The following is a 20182-nucleotide window of genomic DNA, read 5'->3' on the forward strand; positions in this document are numbered from 1 at the left end:
GTCTGTGCCATCCCGCACTCCTCGTGATCGTTACCCGGTAACACCCCGTGCGACGCACGGTATCGGATAACAATCGGAATACTCAAGGTGTGCTGGATCTAGCGCTTACGACGGTCAGACCATACGACATCAGCGCTGCGAACTTGACCTCGAGATACTGCAGTTCTGGGCTGACCCGCTCAGGCAAGCAGTTGGCGATCGGACTGAAGGTGGGGGCGTCACCCTGGCACCGCCGGCAGGGGTACAGCCTGGGACTGTCAATCGACAGTCGCCCGAACGCGCTCCGGAAGACCAAGTGATGGTGGCCCTTGCAAGCCAACCGCGCCCCGCAAGTGGGACAAACGCTGGTCCGGGCAACGGCCTCCGCAACTTGTGCCGTGACCATCGTGCGCTGCAGCCGACCCAGCAATGATTTCGCCTCCTCCAGATGCAGACCCAGCGAGCCCACATCAAGGCCCTCTCTCTGGAACTGGGCGATTTCGGTGACGGTGGCGGTCACGCCTCCCTCGCCCTGCACTACGAGTTGCAAGCTGATACGCATGGCCGCCCTCCTCCCGTGGAAGCTGCGGCGACCAGTCTACCCCTCCACCTCTCGCAACCGATCATTGACGGTCTGACGGTCAAAGCGACGATCCAGCCAAGTCAGCCACCGGTCGACCTCGTCGCGTAGGTCTTCCAACACGACGGGCCGCTCGCGCAGCGACTCGATCCAATCGAGGAACTCATATTCACTGTGTTCGTCCCTGGCCTCCAGATACCGCTCGATCCCGCCAATGTCCTCGGGCGGGCAAGGTCCGCAACCCGCTACGCAACGGGGCAACTGGCCAGGCCGTTGCCGAAGCATACGCCGCTCCATCCGTATCTCGTGGCGCCACCACGCGTTGAAGTCATACATGTAGACGAAGCCTTCGTGTTCGCGGAGGTGAAACGCAGTCAGCGGCAGTTCATTCGCCACGGTGGAGAACTGCAAGACGCCTTCATGAGCTCCGCCGTAACGCCTGCCACGAATGCTGAACGTGTGCAGATGTGCGTCGGCCCAGCCCATGACGACCTGGATGACATGGTGCAACTGTCCGAGCGTCAAGTGCTCGGGAACGAGGACGCGCCGCCAGACCGGCGGGCTCAGGCCGCGCAGCGCAATGCAAAGTTGAAGGACCGAGATCGTCGGCCCAGGATCGGAAGCCATGCGCGCATTGTAGGTGCCTCATTGGCCGCTCGGCAGCGATCCGGTCGTCTGCCCCCGTTTTGGCGCGGTCTCCAGGCAGGCACCGTGCAACCTATCGGCTAGACACTGAATTCGGGACTGCCATGGAGACCCAGAAACGACTCGATCAGTGATATGTCCTGCGTTTGCAGAGTGCGGTCTTCGACCGTGCGCGACGGGCCGCAGTAGGCTGCGCGTCGTTTGTGGGTGTGGGTGGGTGGTGGAGTTCCCGAGGGTTCAGCGTTGATCCTCGACCCACGCCTTCGCCCATGCGATGCCTGCCGCGACTGCACGGTCGAACGTTGGGTAGTATCCCAAAGGCTCAGACGCCTCCAGAACGAGATGGTCCTTTTGCACGGTGCCAAAGGCTTCGAACGAACCATCACCCATTTGCTTCGCAAAGCCACGAACCGTGTAGTCCTTGTAGCTCTCAATACCCATGGTACCTCCCCGTTTTGGAGGATCGTAGCATGGACAGATACCACCTCACCCGGCCGAAAAACTGGCCCACAAGAAGTTCAGGGGCCATGCCTATCTTGAGTAAACAGGAGGTGCACCATGCCGAAAACGCTTGGGGTACAGTTGACGTCATTCTTGCCACTTCCAAGTGGCTCGCCAATTATTGCGTTTGTTGTCGTAGAGCCGCTCCGGCTCCGTCCACCTGTAAGCTCGACGGAGCGTCAACGCCTTACTGCATGTGCTGGCCGCCGTTGATGGCGATATTCGCGCCCGTCACGAAAGCAGCGTCCTCCGAGCATAAGTATGCAATCAGCGCCGCCACCTCTTCGGGCTTGCCAAGACGGCCTACCGGAATTTGCGGAATGATTTTGGTATCGAGGATTTCCTGAGGCACGGCGGTCACCATCTTGGTGGCAATGAAGCCGGGCGATACCGTGTTCACAGTGACACCGCTCTTGGCCACCTCCAGCGCCAGTGATTTCGTAAAGCCATGCATGCCGGCCTTCGCCGCTGCGTAGTTCGCTTGGCCGAAGCCACCCTTGGAGCCACTGATGGAGGACACATTGACGATGCGGCCCCAGCCGCGCTTGACCATGTCGTCGCACACCGGCTTCGACATTTTGAAAACGGAATCGAGATTGGTTCGCATGACCGCATCTCAGTTGACCTTGTACGTTTCTCGGGCATTTACTCCGAAGATCGGCACGGAGCTGGTGCAAGTACGTCTGCTGGGCTCTTCCCTGGTGCGGGCGCCGCGTTTCTGATGCCGAGGCGATGCGCACACAGCGTCGCAAGACCGAAGCGTTGTTGCTGCCTTGATTCTTTTGCGCTGCAGCAATACCTGTCCGACCTATAGTAATACTCCGCTATTGCTTCGCACACGCGCATCAGTACGCGCGCAGACGGGCCCACAGTACCGTTCGCCTCATGCCCTCATCAAAGCTGGCTGGCCGGCGAGGTTATCGCGTCCGTAGCGTGACCGCCGGTCGGCCCGGTGTACTATCTTGTGGAGGCCCCATGCTGTACCAGTTCATGGAGGTTCAGCGCGCGATGCTCGCGCCGTTCGCTGCGTGGGCAGCGAACGCGGCAAGCGCGTTTTCCGACCAGAGCAGTCTTCTGTCGCATGTGCCGGGCGCGCCCGCCTTTGCCGCTGGTTACGACATGCTGTACCGGCTGGGCAAAACCTACGACAAGCCTAGGTTCGGCATCACCGCCGTGGAGCGAGATGGCTGTGTTCTTCCGGTGCTGGAGCAAGTCGTCCAGGAGAGCGCATTCTGCCGCCTGTTACGCTTCACGCCTGATTCGGCCGTGCATGGCGCCGCCGCATCGCAGCCAAGACCCGCGGTGCTGGTTTGTGCGCCGCTTGCAGGGCATCACGCCGTCATGCTTCGCGAGGTTGTCGAAGTCCTGTTGCCGGAGCATGAGGTCTATGTGACGGACTGGACCGATGCGCGCTGTGTCCCACTGGCTTGTGGGCCGTTTCACCTGGATGACTATGTCACTGAACTGCAGGGCTTTATCCGTCAGATCGGCACGAGGGAGCCGCTCCATGTGATGGCCATCTGCCAGGCCACAGTTCCGGCCCTGGCGGCTATTTCCCTGTTGGCCAGCGCCGGTGAGCCAACCCCAAGGAGCCTGATCCTGATGGGTGGGCCGATCGACGCTCGCCGGAGACCCACCGCAGTGGGGCGACTGGCCGCAGACCGCTCACTCTTGTGGTTTCAACGGAATTTGATTTATACAGTGCCCAATCGCTACGCTGGGGCTGGTCGGAAGGTGTATCCAAACTTTCTGCAGTTTGCTGGCCTGATGGCCGCACAGCCCGGTCTCTTGATGGCATCACAGCAGGCCTATTACTTGGAGCTCCTGCGAGGCGACTATGAGCGTGCGGAAGCCTTGCGGCGCGTTTACGACGCGCATCATGCAGTGCTCGACATGGCGGCCGAATTCTACCTGGATACCATCCAGATCGTATTTCAGGAATTCCGTCTGGCGTGCGGTAGCTGGTGCGTGCATGGGGTGCCCGTGCGCCCGCAAGACATCCGCGCAACTACGCTATTGACCATTGAGGGCGACCGCGACGCCATTTGCGGCTCCGGCCAGACCCAGGCCGCGCACGATCTGTGCCGCGGCATTACCGTACGCGACAAGCAGCACGTGACGGTGAGCCAGTGCGACCACTACGATCTTTTCAGCGGCCCTCGATGGCGAAACGAGATATACCCGGGTATCCGCGCTCTGACTCGACAAGATGGCTAGCGCCGTGACGACCTGCGCCAAGAATCATCATTCGCCGAGATGCATGCCATTCTCATTCCGATCTGAAGCTGGCTGTCCGCTGCCATCCGCTCTCCGGGCGCGTGGGACAGTTCTGTTGTTTGGCGGCCAGAACGGCTGGGGCGTTGCCTACCTGCCACTTGCTCGGGCTCTGGCAAGCCGGAGTCTTGCCACGATAATGGCCGAGGGTCCGGGGTAAGGCGAGACACGTCTGGTACACGGCATACATGCCGACGTCGATATGGCGGCGGCATATCGATGCTTTGTCATGCGAATTGTCGACGATGACTCGCTCGGTGTCCCGGCATCTGGTGAAACTCGTAGGTGGACTCTGGGCAGCGTCTACGGCGGCGGCGGACGACAGGATCAGCGCCTGATGCCTCAATGGATTTTCGCTAAGCGAGAGGCGATGTCCGTGCGTTCTAGGTCTGCCGGCCAAAGAAAATCCCCTCGGCGCGGGGTGCTCCGAGGGGCTGAAGGCCTGTAGGCGGGAGGAAATCTAGCGCCTACGCAATTGCAGTGTAAGTGGAGCGACTGCCAGGTCGCATCACCCAAATTGGTGACAGACGTTGCTATCCGGCCAACCAGGCGCTCCGGGAACTGCGACTGCCCGACAGCGCGGGGCCGGCGCACGCGGCACCCGCTGATCCGGCGTCAAGCGGTACGGCGTGAAGCGATCGGCGTGCTTGGATGGCTTCGGCACATGCCTGCCCTCCCCGCCCTTGCGGCGCTCGCGCGCGGCGACGTCAATGCCGATGTGCGGCACGCCGCTGTTGGCGCGCTCGGCTTTGCAACGAATGAGAGCGTGCTCTCCACGCTGCATCAGGAGCAGCTTCGCTGCAGCACCCCCGCCGGCCACCGAAGTCAAATGATGACCACTGCGCGGCGCCGTCTTGATGGCGTGCGCGCGATCTTGCTGCGCGACACATGCCAGGTGCAGGCCGGCCCTGGCGGCGCTACTTGGTATTTCCCCGAGCATGGTACTACTATGTGATGCATGTGATCATGGTATGGCAATGCGAGGATCCATGGAACTCAAGACTTCCCGTCTCACAATCCTGATCGATCCGAACAAGAAGGCGGCCTTCGAGCTACTGTGCGCACAGCAGGACTTGACCGCGTCGCAGGTGATACGCCAGCTCATCCGTACTTACCTGGCCCAGCACGGCGTCGAGTATGTGGCCAGTGGCGTGGACCTGGATGACCTGGCAGCGGGCGATGTCGAATCGCCTCGCGCTGGTAAACCGGGCAAGAAGAAGCCCTCCGAGCGTGACGCAGCACAGCCCGCCAGGCGTGCCACGCGGCGCGGAGCCTGAATCGTGGGCGGCACGGTCGGACATTGGTTGTTGCTCGACTGGATGCTGGTCGTTGCGGCAGCCTGGCTGCTGATTGGGGCAGTCGGCGTGCTTGCCCTGCATCGTCTGGCATTTGTGTCACACGTGCTCTTTCCGCTCGGCGGCTTGGTCGGCCTGCTGCTCGGGGCACTGGCGCTTGCTGCCCTGGGCAGCGTTCCCGAAGTGGCTGTGCTGCCAATCGGACTGCCCGGTCTGCCGTTCCACCTACGTCTGGATGGCCTGTCCGCCTATTTTCTGATGGTGATTGGCACCGTAGCAGCTGGTATTTCGGTGTTCGCGGCTGGCTACTTTCGCCAGGGCGAGGGCACGCCGCCCGGACTGCTTTGCCTCGAGTACCACCTGTTTCTGATCAGCATGGCCGGTGTCGTATTAGCCGACGACGCTTATGCGTTCATGGTCATGTGGGAAACCATGGCGCTGTCGTCTTTCTTCCTGGTGACTGCCAATCACCGTATTGCGGAAGTCCGCAGCGCCGGTTACCTGTACCTCACCATGGCGCACGTTGGCGCCATCGCGGTCCTACTGTGCTTTGGCGTGCTGCAGGCGAATACTGGCGATTACACCTTCGCCAATATGCGTGCCCAGACCCTCACACCGTTCTGGGCATCAGCTGGTTTTCTGCTTGCCATGTTTGGCTTCGGCGCCAAGGCGGGCCTGCTGCCGCTGCATGTCTGGTTGCCGGAAGCCCATCCGGCTGCGCCGTCGCCGGTTTCGGCGATGATGAGCGGTGTCATGCTCAACACGGCCATTTACGGCCTGTTGCGCGTGGGCCTCGACCTGCTGCAGATGCGCCTGTGGTGGTGGGGCGCACTACTGCTGGCCTTCGGCTTGGGCACCGCGCTATTCGGCGTGGTGTTTGCCGCAGTACAGACTGACATGAAACGGCTGCTGGCTTACTCTTCGATCGAGAACATGGGCTTGCTGTTCGTCGCCATCGGTCTCGCGATGGTCTACTCGGCTTATGACATGAAGCAGTTGGCAGCCCTGGCCCTGACCGCCGCGCTCTATCATGTGGCCAGCCATGCCGTCTTCAAGAGCCTGCTTTTTCTTGGCACTGGCAGCGTGCTGCATGCTACCGCCGAGCGCAGCCTCGGCAAGCTAGGAGGTCTGATCCGACCCATGCCCTGGGTGGGCTGGCTCACGCTACTGGGCGTACTGACCAGCGCGGGCTTGCCGCCGCTGGGCGGCTTCGTCTCGGAGTGGCTGCTGTTGCAGAGTTTCCTGTTCACGACCGGCCTGCCGGTACCCCTGCTGACCATGCTGATCCCGGTGGTCGCCGCTCTGATTGCGCTGGTGGCGGCTCTGGCTGGTTATACGATGGTCAAGTTCTACGGCGTGATCTTCTTGGGTCAACCGCGCGAGCCCAAGCTGGCCGGCGCGCACGATGCAGGCCGGTGGGAGCGCGCCGGCATGCTGTGGTTGGGGCTGGGATGCGTGGCGCTCGGATTGCTGCCATCACATTTCATCCGCCAGATCGAAGCTGTGACGCAACAACTAGTCGGCGGCGGGCTTGGTGCGCACGTCGCGGCGAACGGGTGGCTGCTCGCACCACTCGGCCCCGAGCAGGCCAGCTACGGCCCGGTCATCTTCCTGCTCGGCATCCTCGCCAGCTTCGCGCTCGCCTATCTGCTGGTGCGCAGTTTCTACCATGGCAGGTTGCGCCGCAGTCCGCCCTGGGCCTGCGGCTTCCCATGGGGCACCGCACGCATGCAGGACACCGCCGAGGGCTTCGGCCAGCCGATCCGCCAGATCTTCGAGCCCTTTTTCCTGATGCGGCGCGACTTGCCCACGCCTTTCGACGAACAGCCACGCTATCACGTGACCGTTGCGGATCATTTCTGGCGCTGGGTGTACCTGCCCATCATCGGGCTTGCCTCATACCTGGCGCGGGTCATTGGTGTGATTCAACAGGGGCGAATTTCGGCGTACCTGCTGTACAGCTTCCTGACTTTGATTGCCGTGCTGCTGGCGGTGATGCGGTGAGACCATGGCACTGAGCGGAACCGGCTTGCTGTCGCAACTCCTCGAGATCGTGATCTCGATTGCCTTGGCGCCGCTGCTTTCCGGCTGGGTCAGCGTTTGGCGGGCCTGGCTGCAGAATAAGTCCGCGCCCAGCTTCTGGCAGCCCTACCGCATGTTGCACAAGTTGTTCAACAAGGAATCGGTGGTAGCCGACAACGCCTCGCCGCTGTTCCGCGCCACCCCCTATGTAGTGTTCGGCTGCATGACGCTGGCCTGCTCCATCATCCCCACGCTCTCCACAGACTTGCCGCTAGCGCCAGCCGCCGACGCCATCGCGCTGGTGGGCCTGTTCGCACTGGCACGGGTGTTCATCTCACTGGCAGCAATGGATATCGGCACGGCCTTCGGCACGCTGGGCGCGAGGCGCGAAATGCTGATCGGCTTCCTGGCCGAACCAGCCTTGTTGATGGTGCTGTTCTCGGCCTCACTGGTCTCACGCTCGACATCGCTCACGACCATGGTGGAAACGCTGGCACATCGCGAACTGGCCATTTATCCGGGTATGGCCTTTGCCGGCGTTGCCTTCACCATGGTGTCGCTGGCCGAAAACGCGCGCGTGCCGGTGGACAATCCGGCGACCCACCTGGAGCTGACGATGATCCACGAGGCGTTGATCCTGGAATACTCGGGGCGTCACCTGGCGCTGCTCGAGTGGGCGGCAAGCCTGAAACTGTTCGCCTACTCCTGCATTGGCCTGGCGCTGTTCTTTCCCTGGGGCGTGGCCGAGGCCGACGCCCCAGTCCTGATGCTGTTGGCCTTGCCAGCGCTGGTGCTCAAACTGATGGTAGGCGGTGTGCTGCTCGCGCTACTGGAGACGGCCAGCGCCAAGATGCGCATTTTTCGCGTGCCCGAGTTCCTCGCCACCGCTTTCCTGCTGGCGGTGATCGGTCTGCTGGTGCACCTGTTGCTGGTCCATTGACATGAGCGCGTTGCTGACCCAATTCGTCAACCTGCTCGGCGCGGTGCTGCTGATTCTTGCCTTTGCCATGATCGCGCAGCGCCGCATCCTGTCTCTGATTCACCTGTTCACGCTACAGGGTATGACTTTGGCGCTGGCGACGGCGGTGGTCGGCTATGTCACCGCGCAACCGCATCTGTATCTGTCATCTGGGCTGACGCTGATACTCAAAGTCTTGCTGATTCCCTATTTGCTGCACCGGATCATCGACCGGCTGCAGATCCGCTGGGACGTTGAGACGTTGATCAACATCCCCACCACGATGCTGATCGGCATCCTGGTGGTGATCTTCGCCTTTAATCTTGCCATGCCGATCACGCGGCTTTCGCTCAAGCTGGCCAGCGGAACGCTTGGCATCGCGTTGGCCTGCGTACTGCTGTCCTTCCTGATGATGATCACGCGCTCCAAGGCGGTGCCCCAGGTGATCGGATTTCTAGCAATGGAGAATGGGCTGTTCTTTGCCGCCACCGCGGCCACCTACGGCATGCCGATGGTGGTGGAGCTGGGCATAGCATTGGACGTGCTGATCGGGGTGCTGATCCTGGGCGTGTTCATGTTCCAGATCCGAGCGCAGTTCGATAGCTTGGACATCCGCAACCTCGAACAACTGAAGGAGGATTGACTTGATCGCACTCGCCTTCCTCCTCGGAATTCCGCTTGCGGGAGGGCTGGTGCTGGCGCTCACCGGGCATCGCGACCCTGCGCGCGACATCAATGTGGCGTTCAGCCTGGGCACCTTCGTCGCCGCGTGCGCCCTGGCTGTGCAGATCGTTTCCGACGGACCGCTCCTGGTGTGGCGGCGGGAGTTCTACATCGACGCCCTGAACGTCTTCCTGGTGGCCCTGACTGCCTTCGTGGGCCTGACTACCTCGATCTTCTCGCGGCCTTACATGCGCGTAGAGCGTGACCACGGCAAGATGACTCCGCCGCGCCTGCGCCTCTACCACAGCATGTACCAGCTATTCAGCTTCACCATGCTGCTGGCGCTGACGACGAACAACCTCGGCATCGTGTGGGTAGCCATGGAAGCCGCCACCCTCACCACAGTGCTTCTGGTCAGCGTCTACCGGACCGCGGCGAGTCTCGAGGCTGCATGGAAGTACTTCATCCTGTGCGGCGTGGGCATCGCGCAGGCGCTGTTTGGCACGGTGCTGCTCTATATGGCGGCGGAGAAGGTGATCGGCGCAGAGGGCGGCGCGCTGTTGTGGACCAATCTGGACGCGGTCAAGAGGCAGCTCGATCCCAACATTATCACGCTGGCATTCGCCTTCCTGTTTATCGGCTATGGCACCAAGGTGGGCCTGGTGCCCCTGCACAACTGGTTGCCTGACGCGCATGCCGAGGGGCCGACGCCGGTGTCTGCGGTGCTGTCCGGTCTGCTGCTCAACGTGGCGCTCTATGCGGTCCTGCGCTGCAAGATGCTGACGGACGCGGCACTGGGCAGCCGGCTCACCGGGTACCTGATGATGGGCTTCGGCCTGCTGTCGGTGGTCGCGGCGGTCTTCTTCGTGATCCGGCAGCGCGACGTCAAGCGTATGTTCGCGTATTCGTCGATCGAGCACATGGGGCTAATGACCTTTGCCTTTGGCATGGGAGGTCCGATCGCCAGTTACGCCGGCCTGTTGCATATGACAGTTCATTCCCTGATCAAGTCGGCCATCTTCTTCGCGGTCGGCCACGCTGCCCAGAAGGCAGGCACGCAGATGATGGACGACATCCGCGGGCTGGTCCGCGTCAGCCCCACGGTGGGCTGGGGCCTGATGCTGGGCGCGCTGGCGATCCTCGGCATGCCGCCGTTCGGCGTTTTTGCCAGTGAGTTTCTGATCGTCACCACCGCCATGCGCGAGCAGGCGTGGGCCACGCCCTTCCTGCTGGTTGCGCTCGGCGTAGCCTTCGCGTCCATCTTCAATCGCGTGCAGCCGATGGTCTTTGGCGATACCACGCTCAAGCCGCTGGCGCATCCGCCAGCGCTGATTCCGGTGTTCGCGCATCTCGCGATCGGTCTAATGCTAGGGCTCTTCATTCCGCCCTATCTCGATGCGTGGTATCGGCAAGCTAGCGCCATGCTGGGGAGATGAATGTATGACTCGGCCCAACCTTGGTGTAGACCTGGATCGCCTGCCGGCACCGCTCCCGGTCTGGCACGGGCGCGCCGGGCGCAATGCCTGGTCGGCCGTCGCACGGACAGTCGCGGAGGCGGGCGGGCGCCTCATTACAGTATGGGGCATGGATCGCGGGTCGGGGGCGGTAGCGTGCGTTGCCTATGCCCTGCCGCAAGGGCTGGTCTGGCTCGAATTGCCGCTCGAGGGCGCAGGGACCGTGCCGGATTTAGCCGGCATCTTCCCCTGCGCCAACCGGATGCAGCGCGCCATGACAGACCTGTCGGGCATCTCGATCGAAGGCGCCCGCGATACCAGGCCCTGGCTTGACCATGGTCTGTGGCCACCAAGCCCCTTGCGGTCTGGCGCGCCAGCCGGAGAGTGTGCCACAGGCATGCTTCCCGCCGATTATGCCTTCGTGCGTGTCGCTGGTGACGGGGTGCACGAGATTGCAGTGGGGCCGGTACATGCGGGCATCATTGAGCCCGGCCACTTCCGCTTTTCCGTGGTTGGCGAGAAGGTATTGCGGCTGGAGGAGCGGCTTGGCTACACGCACAAGGGTATTGAGCGGCGTTTCACCGAAATCGATCCATGCGCAGGCTACCGCCTGGCAGGACGGGTGTCCGGCGATTCCACGGTGGCTTATGCCTGGGCCTATTGCATGGCACTCGAATCCGCTTGTGGCGCCACGGCGCCTCCGCGTGCGGTCTGGCTGCGCGCGCTGATGCTGGAGCGCGAACGCGTGGCCAATCACCTGGGTGACCTGGGTGCGCTGGGCAACGATGCCGGGCTGGCCTTCGGGCTGGCGCAGTTCTCGCGGTTGCGCGAGGACTGGCAGCGCTTATCCGGACAAGCGTTCAGCCATCGCCTGATGATGGATGTCGTGGTGCCGGGAGGGGTGGCGATCGACGTGGCGCCGGACATGCTGGAACGCCAGCACCAGCAGTGCGACGAGATCGAACGAGCGCTGCGCGCGCTACGTGCGGTTTACGAGGAGCATGCGGGTCTGCAAGACCGATTTCTCGGCACGGGCCGCGTCACGCCGCAGCTTGCGGATCAGCTCGGGCTCACGGGGATGGCCGGGCGCGCCAGCGGCCGCGCTGCCGATGTACGCTGCGAGCATGCCTGGCTGCCATATGAAAGCCTGGCTGTCAGGCTTGTCACACACAGCGCCGGCGATGTGGCGGCGCGCGTGGCGGTGCGTTTTGACGAGGCGCTCGAATCGCTGCGCCTGATTCGCGAACTCTGCGATGGCCTGCCGGGTGGGGCAACGCGTGACGCGCTGCACTTGCCTGACGCCGCGAGAGTCGGGGCCGGGTGGGTCGAGGGGTGGCGCGGCGAAGTCTTTGTCGCGCTCGAACTCACGGCGGACCGCCGGATCCAGCGCTGTCATTGCCATGACCCGTCATGGCAGAACTGGCCGGTGCTCGAGCATGCCATTATCGGCAATATCGTTCCGGATTTTCCGCTGATCAACAAGTCCTTCAACCTCAGCTATGCGGGGCACGACCTCTGATGTGGCAACTACTCAAGCAGATTGCTCGTACGGGCATTGTGACCGAGCCCGCGCCGCAGGTCGATGCCGACGACACCGCGATTGCACGCATCCACCAAGACCTGCTTGATATCCTCGGCCAGGCGCTGACCATCCGCCAGGTCGACGCAGGCTCCTGCAACGGCTGTGAGTTGGAGATCCACACGCTCGGCAACCCCTATTACAACATCGAAGGCCTGGGCATCAGGTTTGTCGCCAGCCCACGGCATGCCGATATGCTGCTCGTGACCGGACCGGTCTCTCGCCATATGGCAGAAGCGCTGCGGCGAACCTACGAGGCGACGCCGGAGCCCAAGCTGGTGGTCGCAGTGGGCGAGTGTGGCTGCACCGGCGGCATCTTCGGCGAAAACTATGCGAGCTGCGGCCGCGTCGCCAACGTCATTCCGGTGGACGCGACCGTGCCGGGATGTCCGCCACCGCCCATCGAGATCCTGCGAGGAATTCTCAGCGCCGTGCGGCGGCGTCATGGCTGACCATGCACGACTCGCTTCCCGCTGCAGGCAATTTCCCGCCTTAAAAGCGGCTCGCGGTTAACAGGCCGTCACTTCCGGGTCAGCGGCCGTGCCGACTCTGGGCCGGGTCGCGTAGTCCACGCCGTGCTCTTCCAGGTAATCGCGTATCAGGCGGCGCACCACCTGCGATGGCGTCTGATCCTGCGCCGCACACAGCGCCTCAAAGGCCTTCTTTTTTTCCGGATCGATCAACAGGGTGAGCCGGGCCGTCTTGGATTCCATGTGCTATGTATGACCATCATATGTTAATATAATGGTCATTATATACAACTCGTCGTCAGGATCCAGGTTTCGTTGGCACAAGCAGATTGGGTCGACCGGAGTCTCGCTCACGGCGGTACGTCGTGGTAGTTCCCGCCTCGCCAGAGTGGCGGCGATGACGGCCACGGCGCTCGCGGCCGGCCTCATTCGCCGGTGCCGGGACCGGCTGACGCGAATTCACTTGAAGGTTCGGTGGAAACAAGAACAGTTGAAATGGCCAGCCGCGTCGGCCTGCAGGGCAGCGGCTCCGCGCGAGTTGCGCTTGCCGCCAGCCAATTCCACAGCGAGATCCTGCTGGTCTGTCACGATTGCAGCGCAGATGCCAAGGATGTCATGGCGGTGATGCGGCTTTCCGCACGGGCCGGTACCAAAGTAACGATCCAGGCAGCCGGCCCCGACGAGGTGGCTGCGGTGCAAGCCCTTGCCGCGCTCCTGGCAGCGTGACACTTTCTTGCGCATGTTTGATGGAACCCGGCCGATGAATTCCTCCCGCGCCTCCTTCGAAGCCTATTTAAACTTTCTCGCCGAGGCGACAGGCGACGGGTCACCCGTGTTGCTGGAAACTGAGCATGCGCTGTCGCTGCACTTTGACGTCCATGCGACCCAAAGCCTGATGTCCAGGCGCGATCCCAATAAGCTCGTACTCGGGTACACCCGGACGATGATGAGCTTCCTGCTGTTGCAGCCCGCGCCCACCCGGATTTCCATGATTGGCCTGGGCGGCGGCTCCCTGCCCAAATATTGTTACCACCATCTCCCCAACACCAAGGTGGTGGCCATCGAGATCGATCCGGCGGTGATCGCCCTGCGCGAGACGTTCCTGATTCCGCCCGATGACGACCGCTTCGAAGTGATTTGCGCGGATGGTGCGGAGTACGTCAAAGGCCAGGAGGCGCGGCCGGATGTAATTCTCGTCGACGGCTTCCTGGCCCATGGCATGCCGGCGCAACTGGGCACGGCGGCCTTCTATGCGGCCTGTCACGCGCGGCTCGCCGACAACGGCGTCCTGGTCGCCAACTTTCTCGAGAGCGACCAGGACATCCCGTTCTACTTGGAAGAGGTGCGCTCGGTGTTCGGCGAGTCATTCTCCATTTCCCTGTCTGAGGACAGCTGCAACTACACGCTGTTCGCCTGGAAGGGAACGTGGAAGCTGCCATCGCTGAACACGCTGCTCACGCGTGCACGCATTCTGGAAACCGCACACCCCCTGAACCTGCGCACGGCGGCGCGTCGCCTGAAGCAGGGCAAGCGGCTCGCGTCGGATCACAAGTTCTGGCAAACGCTGCCGAGCTAACCAAGCCACGCATCGACGCAGCCAGCAAGACACTCCCCGCACGCGACCATGCCCATCTCGTACCTGCACCACCTGACTGGAACGCCTTCACGAACTCTGCTGGCATCAGCCTCACCTGGTGACCCATCTTCGTCAGCTGCCTCGCCCAATGGTGTGCACCGCCACACGCCTCCATTCCGATCAGGCAGGGAGCACGGTTTGCAAAGTGCTCGAGGAACTTGGCTCGCTTGATCTGCTTGTTCACGATCTCGCCCGTAGCCTGGTCGATGTAGTGCACCTGAAACACCGATTTCGCGATATCCACACCCACGGCCATAGAATTCATTTCAGGCTCCTCCGGTTGCTGGGAAATGTGTACATCTTCCCACCTGGACACTTCCATGTCGTTGGCCCGTAAGGGTCGATCTCAAGATCCCTTGACCCCACCGCCCACGGGTGGGACGCGTTCATTTCAATTCGTACCGTTCGTGCAAAAAGTGGCGGTGATCAACCGGAGAGCCGCCTCCAGCAAGGCTGTGCCCCTTCCGCCTTTCGCATGACCGGTGAGATTGCAACCCCTTGATTCACAATAGCTTTTGTGGCCAGACCGCCAGACTTCACCGAAAGGTACGGCCCCCCAGAAGAGCGCCAGGAAATCAGCACGATCTCGCGCATACACGCGCAGATCATCAAGGCGTAGTGCTTCGTCATGAGCGCGGGGGCGGACAGCGCATGTACGGCGGCGTTAGAAGTACGGCAAGCCTGGAATGCGCGCGCCAATGAGCGCTCAGGCGTCAAGCCAATATGACGGCCGGCAGCATGGCCTGCGCGTCTGGCGTGGGCGCGAGCGTAGCGTTGCCTTCCGAATCGCTAACTGTCGGGCCCTGCACGACCGATGGGATTTTTCGCGATTGATTCTATGTGCGCTGGAACCGACTGCCTACTGTTATGAATGACAGTAGCTGTACCCAAATCGGGATTGGCCAACCTCTCGCGCGGCCGGCCCTTCGAACTGTGCGGGGAATCGTGTCAGTCAAGTGACCACAGGTGCATGCGAATCGCAGATTCGCGTGCGGCGCGCTCATATCCTCATCCCTAAGCAAACAACGTGGTGGCGGGCATTCGGCGGCCGCTCTGAGAACGTGAAATTACGGCTCCCAGCCATATTTCCGCATAGCGATCTCTCGTAGGTGCTGAAAGTGGATCGAGTCGTGCCGCCGGCCCCCGGCATCGGCGGCGGTGGCACGGCGCAGGAGAAACTCAACGCTAGCGTGGACGATCGGGGCATTAGGGTCGCCTTCGTACTCCTCTAGCATCGCGACGAGGTAAAGCATCGCCAGTGCATGCGGCGAAAGTTCGCCGCGGGCCCGTACGCTTAGGGACATCAACCGATGGCGGATCTCGTCTGTGAGCCCAAGTCCATAGTATTTCCAAAGGAGGTCGGCTGCTTTCGCACTTCGGCGGTAGATAACATATGCGCGAAGGTAGCCAGCCAGCCTGCCCATGTTGTCCCCGCCGCGGATTGTGAACGAAATTTATCTGGTAATGCCTGGCAGCAGGGAGAGGCGCAAGGCGAAGATCTGTGGGCTTCCGAACGGACTCTCGCATGAGAGGCTTATTACGATGAGGTGCTAACCCGAGCATGGATGAGGCGCTTCATCTATGCTTCGTTAGCCGTCATTAAATGCCGCAGCGCTACAGGAAATGGCGTTGATCTTGCACGGTGCCCGATCCACAGGCCCAGCATGTCGCGCGTGCCGTCCGGCAACACGCCCAAGGCCAGGTAGACGGCCTTGTTGCGCACCACGCCATCCTCGCGCATCTTGACCCGCAGCGCGTCGAAGAACACCACCGGGTACATCGCCTCCAGCGGGCGGGACTGCCAGGTGATCACCTCGTCCATGACCGCATCGGTCACCGAACTGATGAACTCGGGCGACACCTCGGTACCGTATTGCTCGGCCAGAAACGCCTGGATCTCGCGAACGGTCATCCCCCGGGCGTACATGGCGATGATCTTGTCGTCGAACCCGGTGAAGCGCCGCTCGTGCTTGGGAATCAGGATCGGATTGAAGCTGCCGTCGCGGTCCCGTGGGAGGTCTACCCGCAACGGCCCGTCTTCAGTCAGCACGGTCTTGGCGCTCTTGCCATTGCGTTGGTTGGCCGTGCCGGCTGGGCGCTCTGCGCCCGGCGCGTAGCCCAGATGATGACCCAGCTCCGCACCTAAGGCTCGCTCCGATCAGGGCCTTCTTGAACGCCATCGAGGCATCCTGGATCGCCTCGGCAGTCATGGGGCCCTTTACCAAATGGGCAATCAGATCCTCAGGAATGGTCGGCAGCTCACGATCGGCTGCCTGGCCCGTCTTCGTGCGTGGCATACATGCTCCTTGGCGACATGTTATGCCCTAAACACAAAATTTCTGACAGGCCCCTTGCCGGGTCTGCTCTTGTGTGCCGAAAGTGGACAACACGCGATAGGTCGCGTCGGGAAGCCTTGCGTAGAACAACAGCCCGGGCGCCATAGCGGCGACCACGCGATTGCCATGGATGTCTTCGATGCGGACGTGGATGTCCGCAAGATAGCCGCCGGTCCGCGCGCGCGCGAATGTCATGCGCAGGTTGTAGCCCCCTTGCATGCTCCGAATGGCGTCCACCGGGTCCTTGCCGAGGCCGCCCGCAACGTAGGCAACGCCGCCTGGCACAGTATGCCCGGAAAGCATAGCCACCGCCTGCATGGGAGGAAGGAATGCCGCCGTCGCCGCCGCAATCGCGGCGCCGGTGGCCAAAACCAGAAATGCCCTGTCCTTCATCACTTGCTCCGTCATCATCGGGCCTGGCTTACGGTGGGAGCCTGCGGCGGGCGGCTGCCGTTCACGCTTCCCAAGGTCATGGCATGGGTCGTCCCGGACCGTGCCATCAAGACCATTGAGAAGCACGTTTGGCCGGAACGATCATTCCACTGGCGAGCCCTGAGGGCGACAATACACGCCGATGTGCTTGCCACGGCTTCAGCCCGGAGCACAACAGCTTCGTCCAGGTCTATGGTTGAAACGCGACCGTTGCGAGTCTGCTCCTGCTTCCGATGGTCGGATTCATCAATGGCAGGGATCAGCGTATGCTTCGCACGATCCAGGCGATTGAAGACAAATTGATGTGCGACTGCCTGGTGCGCCGCTATTTGCCTCCGCGCACCGCGGACGACCTGCCTGGCGAAGAGCCGACGTACCTCGCCTGCGACTTCTGGCTCGCTGACGCCTATGCTTTGGCGAGTCGCTGGAAGGACTGACGCGAGTTGTCTAAACGCCTCCAGTTACCGCGCAACTCCTGGCCGCAAAGGATCACCCGGTTGCGCAGTGCATGCGCTGGGAATTTTCCCCAGGCCTTGTTGCATATTGCCATGATCAACACGGCCTTGCTGATTGACAGTGACCCAAGGCTCCGTTGAATCATGCGGTACCCCTCAATTGTGTAGCACAGGCACCGTGGGTCGTAAGCAGGAAGTTCCCGCGGCACCTGAAGCTTGCCTTCGAATCCGCTCGTATCAGAACCAGTTCCCGCATCTCGTCACCCATACGGACACAGGCAAGACTGACGGGCAAGGCACTACCCCTGCCCGTTGCTGCGCGGCCCGCGTGCGCACAAGCCTTCGCCTCACGGCGATGGGCACGTGCACCGGCGGCTGCGAGCCGCCAGAGGTCCCGGGTCAGCTTAAACGAATCGTGGACTTGTGCAGCTCGCTCATGATCCATTCCCGTGCCTCGCCGGCCTGTTCCATATGGAAAGTCCGGACTTGGCCCGGCACCACGAAGCGAAGTACGTCCACCGCGTGGCGGATCCAGTCGTGATCCGTCACCACCGCTATGGCTTCCCATCGGAAGTAGTGTCCGATGCCAAGCTTCAAGTCATCCCAGGCCGCTCCCGCCGCCATCTTCACGAAGCCTGGCCCAAGCTCGTAGTAGACCCGTACCTTCTCGCGCCCTGCCATGGCGGCCTCCACTGCCGGAATCAGAATCTTTTCATAGTCCTCGCGCGATACCTCGCCGCTCGCAGTGGCGGCAACCACATTGCTGGGAAAGCCCTTCAGGATTTCAATCATGACCACTCCTACTGCCAATTGCGCAGACTGTCATACTGCCGCGACTGCCGGGCACGTAACTCGTGCCGTCGCGCGCGGGCCCGTTCCGTACCTCCTGACTCCACCGTATATAGCCAGCCCGTCAAGTGCAAGACGGAATGCGGTTCCCCCCGTTGCAGATGCACCGCCACACACCGCCGGGGCTAGCGCAGTACGAGCACGCGGGCATCCCCACTGGCCGCAACCGTCCTGTCACCGGCGGGCGGCTCAGGACTCGGGCGCGCTGGCGCTGCGCGGCCAGCGCATCGTCACCGTCGGTATGGTGTGGACCGGTGGCTCATAAGTGTGCTTGCGCTGCAGGACAAGTCCATTCCGGGAGCGTACAGGTATCCGCGCTGGGCATAGTCGCTGTGCTCGGCGTGTGATGTCCGCGGAAAAGCCTCGGATCGCGCCGCTTGCGTTCGTGACACACCCCGGTCAACCGGGTAGGACCGGGACCTGCTAAGCCTGTGGAAATCGGCTCAAGTCTCTGAGCAGATTGTGAGTATCTGCCCAATCCGATAGAATTTGCTCAATCGCATGAGCATATTTTGAGCGGATTTTGAGCAGATTCGTGCTGAAAATGAATAAAACGACACCTGAAAGCGTTCTTGAGGCCATTCGGCAGCTCGCAGTTGCTGGCCGTGAGCAGGTTTCCTCGACGGAAGTGATCTCTGCCACACGCGGGAGTTCTGCGACCGTTCGTCGCCATCTCGATGCGCTTTGCGCCAGCGGGCAGCTGATTCGCACGGGCCAGGCTCGCGCGACGCGCTACAGCCTGGCGAACCAAACCGCGGTGGCCGCAGAGCCTGCCGTGGCGCCAGCTCCCGTCGCGCCATCCGCGGCCCACCCGGATTGGACGCAAGCGTCCCTTGCGCTGCGGGAGTACCTGCTGTTGCCGCTCGGCGCTCGCGATCCAGTCTCCTACCAACGTGGCTTCGTCGACGACTATGTGCCGAACGAATCGGCGCTGATGCCCCCCGATCTGGCGGAGGAGCTTTATCGAACCGGGCGTCTTGCGGGCCAACAGCCCGCGGCGACCTTTGCCCGCAAGGTTCTCGAGCAGCTGTTGTTGGACCTATCCTGGTCGTCGTCACGCCTCGAGGGCAACCGGTACAGCCTATTGGCAACGCGAGAGTTGTTCGAACGAGGCTCGGACGGTGATGACATGGATGCCGTCATGCTCCTGAACCACAAGGCGGCCATCGAATTCCTCGTCGACGCGGTACCCACCCAAGGGATGTCAATGTCCTTGGTGCGGAACCTCCAAGCCATTCTCATGCAAGACTTGCTTGCGGATGTCGATAGCCTGGGTGCGATCCGAAACAAGGTGGTCAACATCACGGATACGGTGTACGTGCCCACCCAGGTGCCGGCGATCCTTGAGGAGATGCTGCGGAACATCATCGATAAGGCTCGGCACATCAAGAATCCGGTGGAAGCTGCCTTCTTCCTGTGGGTGAACATCGCTTACCTGCAGCCGTTTGAGGACGGCAACAAGCGCACCAGTCGACTGTCCGCCAACGTCCCCTTGATGCTGTACAACTGCGCGCCGCTTTCCTTTCTCGATGTCGAGGAAAGCGACTACGCGAATGCGATGCTTGGCGTCTATGAGCGCCGCGATGTCTCCATGGCCATCGATCTTTTTGCCTGGACGTATCGGCGCTCGATGAAGAAGTACGCGGTGGTCATGGAATCCCTCGGCGCGCCAGACCCGTTGCGGGTCCGGTATCGGCAGGTATTGACCGATGCCGTCGGCCGGGTCGTCCGCGAAGGCAAGACCGTCATTACCGTGCTGCTCGAGCTGGCGCTCACAGAGGACATCGCGCCTGGCTTGAAAGAGATGCTTATCGAGGATCTGCGCAAGCTCGAGGTCTTCAACTGCGCGCGGTACCGGCTGAGCATGCCGGCCACGCAATCCTGGATCGACGCGGGTCGACCCATGTAGGTCTCACTTTGTTTTCGCTGCAGTTTGCCGGGCTCTAGTCTTACTGTGTCATAAAAACAACGATGTTTATATGCATGTCAGAGATAATATGGAATCCATACTGATGAGCGGACCGCAATGGAAGATCTGGCAAAGTTCGATCGCT

At 61.9% G+C, this 20182-nt stretch carries 17 protein-coding genes and 5 pseudogenes; 13 read left to right on the forward strand and 9 right to left on the reverse strand.

What is annotated here, in order from left to right; all coding sequences use genetic code 11:
* Positions 1-109 precede the first annotated feature (109 nt).
* The 4 genes and pseudogenes from KHO41_RS38910 to KHO41_RS38925 all read right to left on the reverse strand — a co-directional run.
* Positions 110-541 (reverse strand): annotated as a pseudogene (locus KHO41_RS38910) (ISKra4-like element ISBte1 family transposase); the annotation flags it as partial.
* A 36-nt stretch (positions 542-577) separates the two neighbouring features.
* Positions 578-1186, reverse strand: coding sequence for a plasmid pRiA4b ORF-3 family protein (locus tag KHO41_RS38915; RefSeq protein WP_211958544.1), 609 nt, complete (start codon positions 1184-1186; stop codon positions 578-580).
* Positions 1187-1441: 255 nt separating this feature from the next.
* Positions 1442-1645, reverse strand: a complete 204-nt coding sequence (locus KHO41_RS38920; protein ID WP_211958545.1) for a hypothetical protein — start codon at positions 1643-1645, stop codon at positions 1442-1444.
* A gap of 247 nt (positions 1646-1892) precedes the next feature.
* Positions 1893-2321: pseudogene (locus KHO41_RS38925) on the reverse strand (SDR family oxidoreductase); the annotation flags it as partial.
* Positions 2322-2680: 359 nt separating this feature from the next.
* Here KHO41_RS38925 and phaZ point away from each other — a divergent pair.
* The 9 genes and pseudogenes from phaZ to KHO41_RS38970 all read left to right on the forward strand — a co-directional run bounded on the left by phaZ (position 2681) and on the right by KHO41_RS38970 (position 12402).
* The gene (gene phaZ / locus KHO41_RS38930; protein ID WP_211958546.1) at positions 2681-3922 is read left to right on the forward strand and encodes a polyhydroxyalkanoate depolymerase; all 1242 of its coding nucleotides are present in this window, start codon (positions 2681-2683) and stop codon (positions 3920-3922) included.
* Positions 3923-4643: 721 nt separating this feature from the next.
* Positions 4644-4934 (forward strand): hypothetical protein, encoded by a 291-nt coding sequence (locus tag KHO41_RS41830; RefSeq protein WP_342344505.1) that lies wholly within the window; start codon positions 4644-4646, stop codon positions 4932-4934.
* 34 nt (positions 4935-4968) lie between these two features.
* Positions 4969-5118: pseudogene (locus tag KHO41_RS41835) on the forward strand (ribbon-helix-helix protein, CopG family); the annotation flags it as partial.
* Positions 5119-5259: 141 nt separating this feature from the next.
* Complete coding sequence (hyfB, locus tag KHO41_RS38945) at positions 5260-7278, forward strand: hydrogenase 4 subunit B (RefSeq protein WP_280519732.1); 2019 nt, start codon at positions 5260-5262, stop codon at positions 7276-7278.
* Between the two features lie 4 nt (positions 7279-7282).
* Positions 7283-8236: a respiratory chain complex I subunit 1 family protein gene (locus tag KHO41_RS38950; protein WP_211958548.1), complete on the forward strand. Its 954-nt coding sequence runs from the start codon at positions 7283-7285 to the stop codon at positions 8234-8236.
* A 1-nt stretch (position 8237) separates the two neighbouring features.
* On the forward strand, positions 8238-8897 hold the full coding sequence (locus KHO41_RS38955) for a formate hydrogenlyase (protein WP_211958549.1): 660 nt from the start codon (positions 8238-8240) through the stop codon (positions 8895-8897).
* Between the two features lies 1 nt (position 8898).
* Positions 8899-10353: a hydrogenase 4 subunit F gene (locus tag KHO41_RS38960; RefSeq protein ID WP_211958550.1), complete on the forward strand. Its 1455-nt coding sequence runs from the start codon at positions 8899-8901 to the stop codon at positions 10351-10353.
* Positions 10354-10357: 4 nt separating this feature from the next.
* A complete protein-coding gene (locus tag KHO41_RS38965; RefSeq protein ID WP_211958551.1) occupies positions 10358-11890 on the forward strand; it encodes a hydrogenase large subunit in 1533 nt (510 codons plus the stop codon).
* Positions 11890-12402 (forward strand): NADH-quinone oxidoreductase subunit B family protein, encoded by a 513-nt coding sequence (locus KHO41_RS38970; protein WP_211958552.1) that lies wholly within the window; start codon positions 11890-11892, stop codon positions 12400-12402. The genes KHO41_RS38965 and KHO41_RS38970 overlap by 1 nt, the downstream gene beginning before the upstream one ends.
* Before the next feature lie 57 nt (positions 12403-12459).
* On the opposite strand, the gene KHO41_RS38975 is transcribed toward KHO41_RS38970, so the two are convergent.
* Positions 12460-12663 (reverse strand): ribbon-helix-helix protein, CopG family, encoded by a 204-nt coding sequence (locus tag KHO41_RS38975; protein WP_211958553.1) that lies wholly within the window; start codon positions 12661-12663, stop codon positions 12460-12462.
* A 231-nt stretch (positions 12664-12894) separates the two neighbouring features.
* Here KHO41_RS38975 and KHO41_RS38980 point away from each other — a divergent pair, with 231 nt between their 5' ends.
* Both KHO41_RS38980 and KHO41_RS38985 read left to right on the forward strand, forming a co-directional pair.
* Complete coding sequence (locus KHO41_RS38980) at positions 12895-13146, forward strand: HPr family phosphocarrier protein (RefSeq protein WP_258234467.1); 252 nt, start codon at positions 12895-12897, stop codon at positions 13144-13146.
* Between the two features lie 34 nt (positions 13147-13180).
* Positions 13181-13996 carry a fused MFS/spermidine synthase gene (locus KHO41_RS38985; protein WP_211958554.1) on the forward strand — a complete coding sequence of 272 codons (816 nt, stop codon included), beginning with the start codon at positions 13181-13183 and terminating at the stop codon, positions 13994-13996.
* A 46-nt stretch (positions 13997-14042) separates the two neighbouring features.
* Here the strand turns inward: KHO41_RS38985 and KHO41_RS38990 are convergent.
* The 3 genes and pseudogenes from KHO41_RS38990 to KHO41_RS39000 form a co-directional block, all read right to left on the reverse strand.
* Positions 14043-14321, reverse strand: a pseudogene (locus KHO41_RS38990) (IS110 family transposase); the annotation flags it as partial.
* 1383 nt (positions 14322-15704) lie between these two features.
* Positions 15705-16353 (reverse strand): annotated as a pseudogene (locus KHO41_RS38995) (IS256 family transposase); the annotation flags it as partial.
* A gap of 27 nt (positions 16354-16380) precedes the next feature.
* The gene (locus tag KHO41_RS39000) at positions 16381-16785 is read right to left on the reverse strand and encodes a carboxypeptidase regulatory-like domain-containing protein (protein ID WP_211958555.1); all 405 of its coding nucleotides are present in this window, start codon (positions 16783-16785) and stop codon (positions 16381-16383) included.
* A 305-nt stretch (positions 16786-17090) separates the two neighbouring features.
* On the opposite strand from KHO41_RS39000, the gene KHO41_RS39005 reads away from it, so the two are divergent.
* Entirely contained in the window at positions 17091-17261 is a 171-nt protein-coding gene (locus KHO41_RS39005) for a hypothetical protein (protein ID WP_181184510.1), read from the forward strand.
* Between the two features lie 417 nt (positions 17262-17678).
* On the opposite strand, the gene KHO41_RS39010 is transcribed toward KHO41_RS39005, so the two are convergent.
* Positions 17679-18071 carry a SpoIIAA family protein gene (locus KHO41_RS39010; RefSeq protein ID WP_211958556.1) on the reverse strand — a complete coding sequence of 131 codons (393 nt, stop codon included), beginning with the start codon at positions 18069-18071 and terminating at the stop codon, positions 17679-17681.
* A gap of 601 nt (positions 18072-18672) precedes the next feature.
* On the opposite strand from KHO41_RS39010, the gene KHO41_RS39015 reads away from it, so the two are divergent.
* Positions 18673-20037 carry a Fic family protein gene (locus KHO41_RS39015; RefSeq protein WP_211958558.1) on the forward strand — a complete coding sequence of 455 codons (1365 nt, stop codon included), beginning with the start codon at positions 18673-18675 and terminating at the stop codon, positions 20035-20037.
* Positions 20038-20182: the final 145 nt, after the last annotated feature.

This window comes from Cupriavidus numazuensis (genome assembly GCF_905397435.1).
In the GTDB taxonomy this organism is placed as follows: Bacteria; Pseudomonadota; Gammaproteobacteria; order Burkholderiales; family Burkholderiaceae; genus Cupriavidus; species Cupriavidus numazuensis.

Excerpts from the sequence above, each read along its gene's own strand:
- KHO41_RS38915 (WP_211958544.1), bottom strand. The coding sequence starts at position 1,186 with ATGGCTTCCGATCCTGGGCCGACGATCTCGGTCCTTCAACTTTGCATT.
- KHO41_RS38920 (WP_211958545.1), bottom strand. The coding sequence starts at position 1,645 with ATGGGTATTGAGAGCTACAAGGACTACACGGTTCGTGGCTTTGCGAAG.
- phaZ (WP_211958546.1), top strand. The coding sequence starts at position 2,681 with ATGCTGTACCAGTTCATGGAGGTTCAGCGCGCGATGCTCGCGCCGTTC.
- KHO41_RS41830 (WP_342344505.1), top strand. The coding sequence starts at position 4,644 with ATGCCTGCCCTCCCCGCCCTTGCGGCGCTCGCGCGCGGCGACGTCAAT.
- KHO41_RS38950 (WP_211958548.1), top strand. The coding sequence starts at position 7,283 with ATGGCACTGAGCGGAACCGGCTTGCTGTCGCAACTCCTCGAGATCGTG.
- KHO41_RS38955 (WP_211958549.1), top strand. The coding sequence starts at position 8,238 with ATGAGCGCGTTGCTGACCCAATTCGTCAACCTGCTCGGCGCGGTGCTG.
- KHO41_RS38965 (WP_211958551.1), top strand. The coding sequence starts at position 10,358 with ATGACTCGGCCCAACCTTGGTGTAGACCTGGATCGCCTGCCGGCACCG.
- KHO41_RS38970 (WP_211958552.1), top strand. The coding sequence starts at position 11,890 with ATGTGGCAACTACTCAAGCAGATTGCTCGTACGGGCATTGTGACCGAG.
- KHO41_RS38975 (WP_211958553.1), bottom strand. The coding sequence starts at position 12,663 with ATGGAATCCAAGACGGCCCGGCTCACCCTGTTGATCGATCCGGAAAAA.
- KHO41_RS38985 (WP_211958554.1), top strand. The coding sequence starts at position 13,181 with ATGAATTCCTCCCGCGCCTCCTTCGAAGCCTATTTAAACTTTCTCGCC.
- KHO41_RS39000 (WP_211958555.1), bottom strand. The coding sequence starts at position 16,785 with ATGAAGGACAGGGCATTTCTGGTTTTGGCCACCGGCGCCGCGATTGCG.
- KHO41_RS39005 (WP_181184510.1), top strand. The coding sequence starts at position 17,091 with ATGCTTCGCACGATCCAGGCGATTGAAGACAAATTGATGTGCGACTGC.
- KHO41_RS39010 (WP_211958556.1), bottom strand. The coding sequence starts at position 18,071 with ATGATTGAAATCCTGAAGGGCTTTCCCAGCAATGTGGTTGCCGCCACT.
- KHO41_RS39015 (WP_211958558.1), top strand. The coding sequence starts at position 18,673 with ATGAATAAAACGACACCTGAAAGCGTTCTTGAGGCCATTCGGCAGCTC.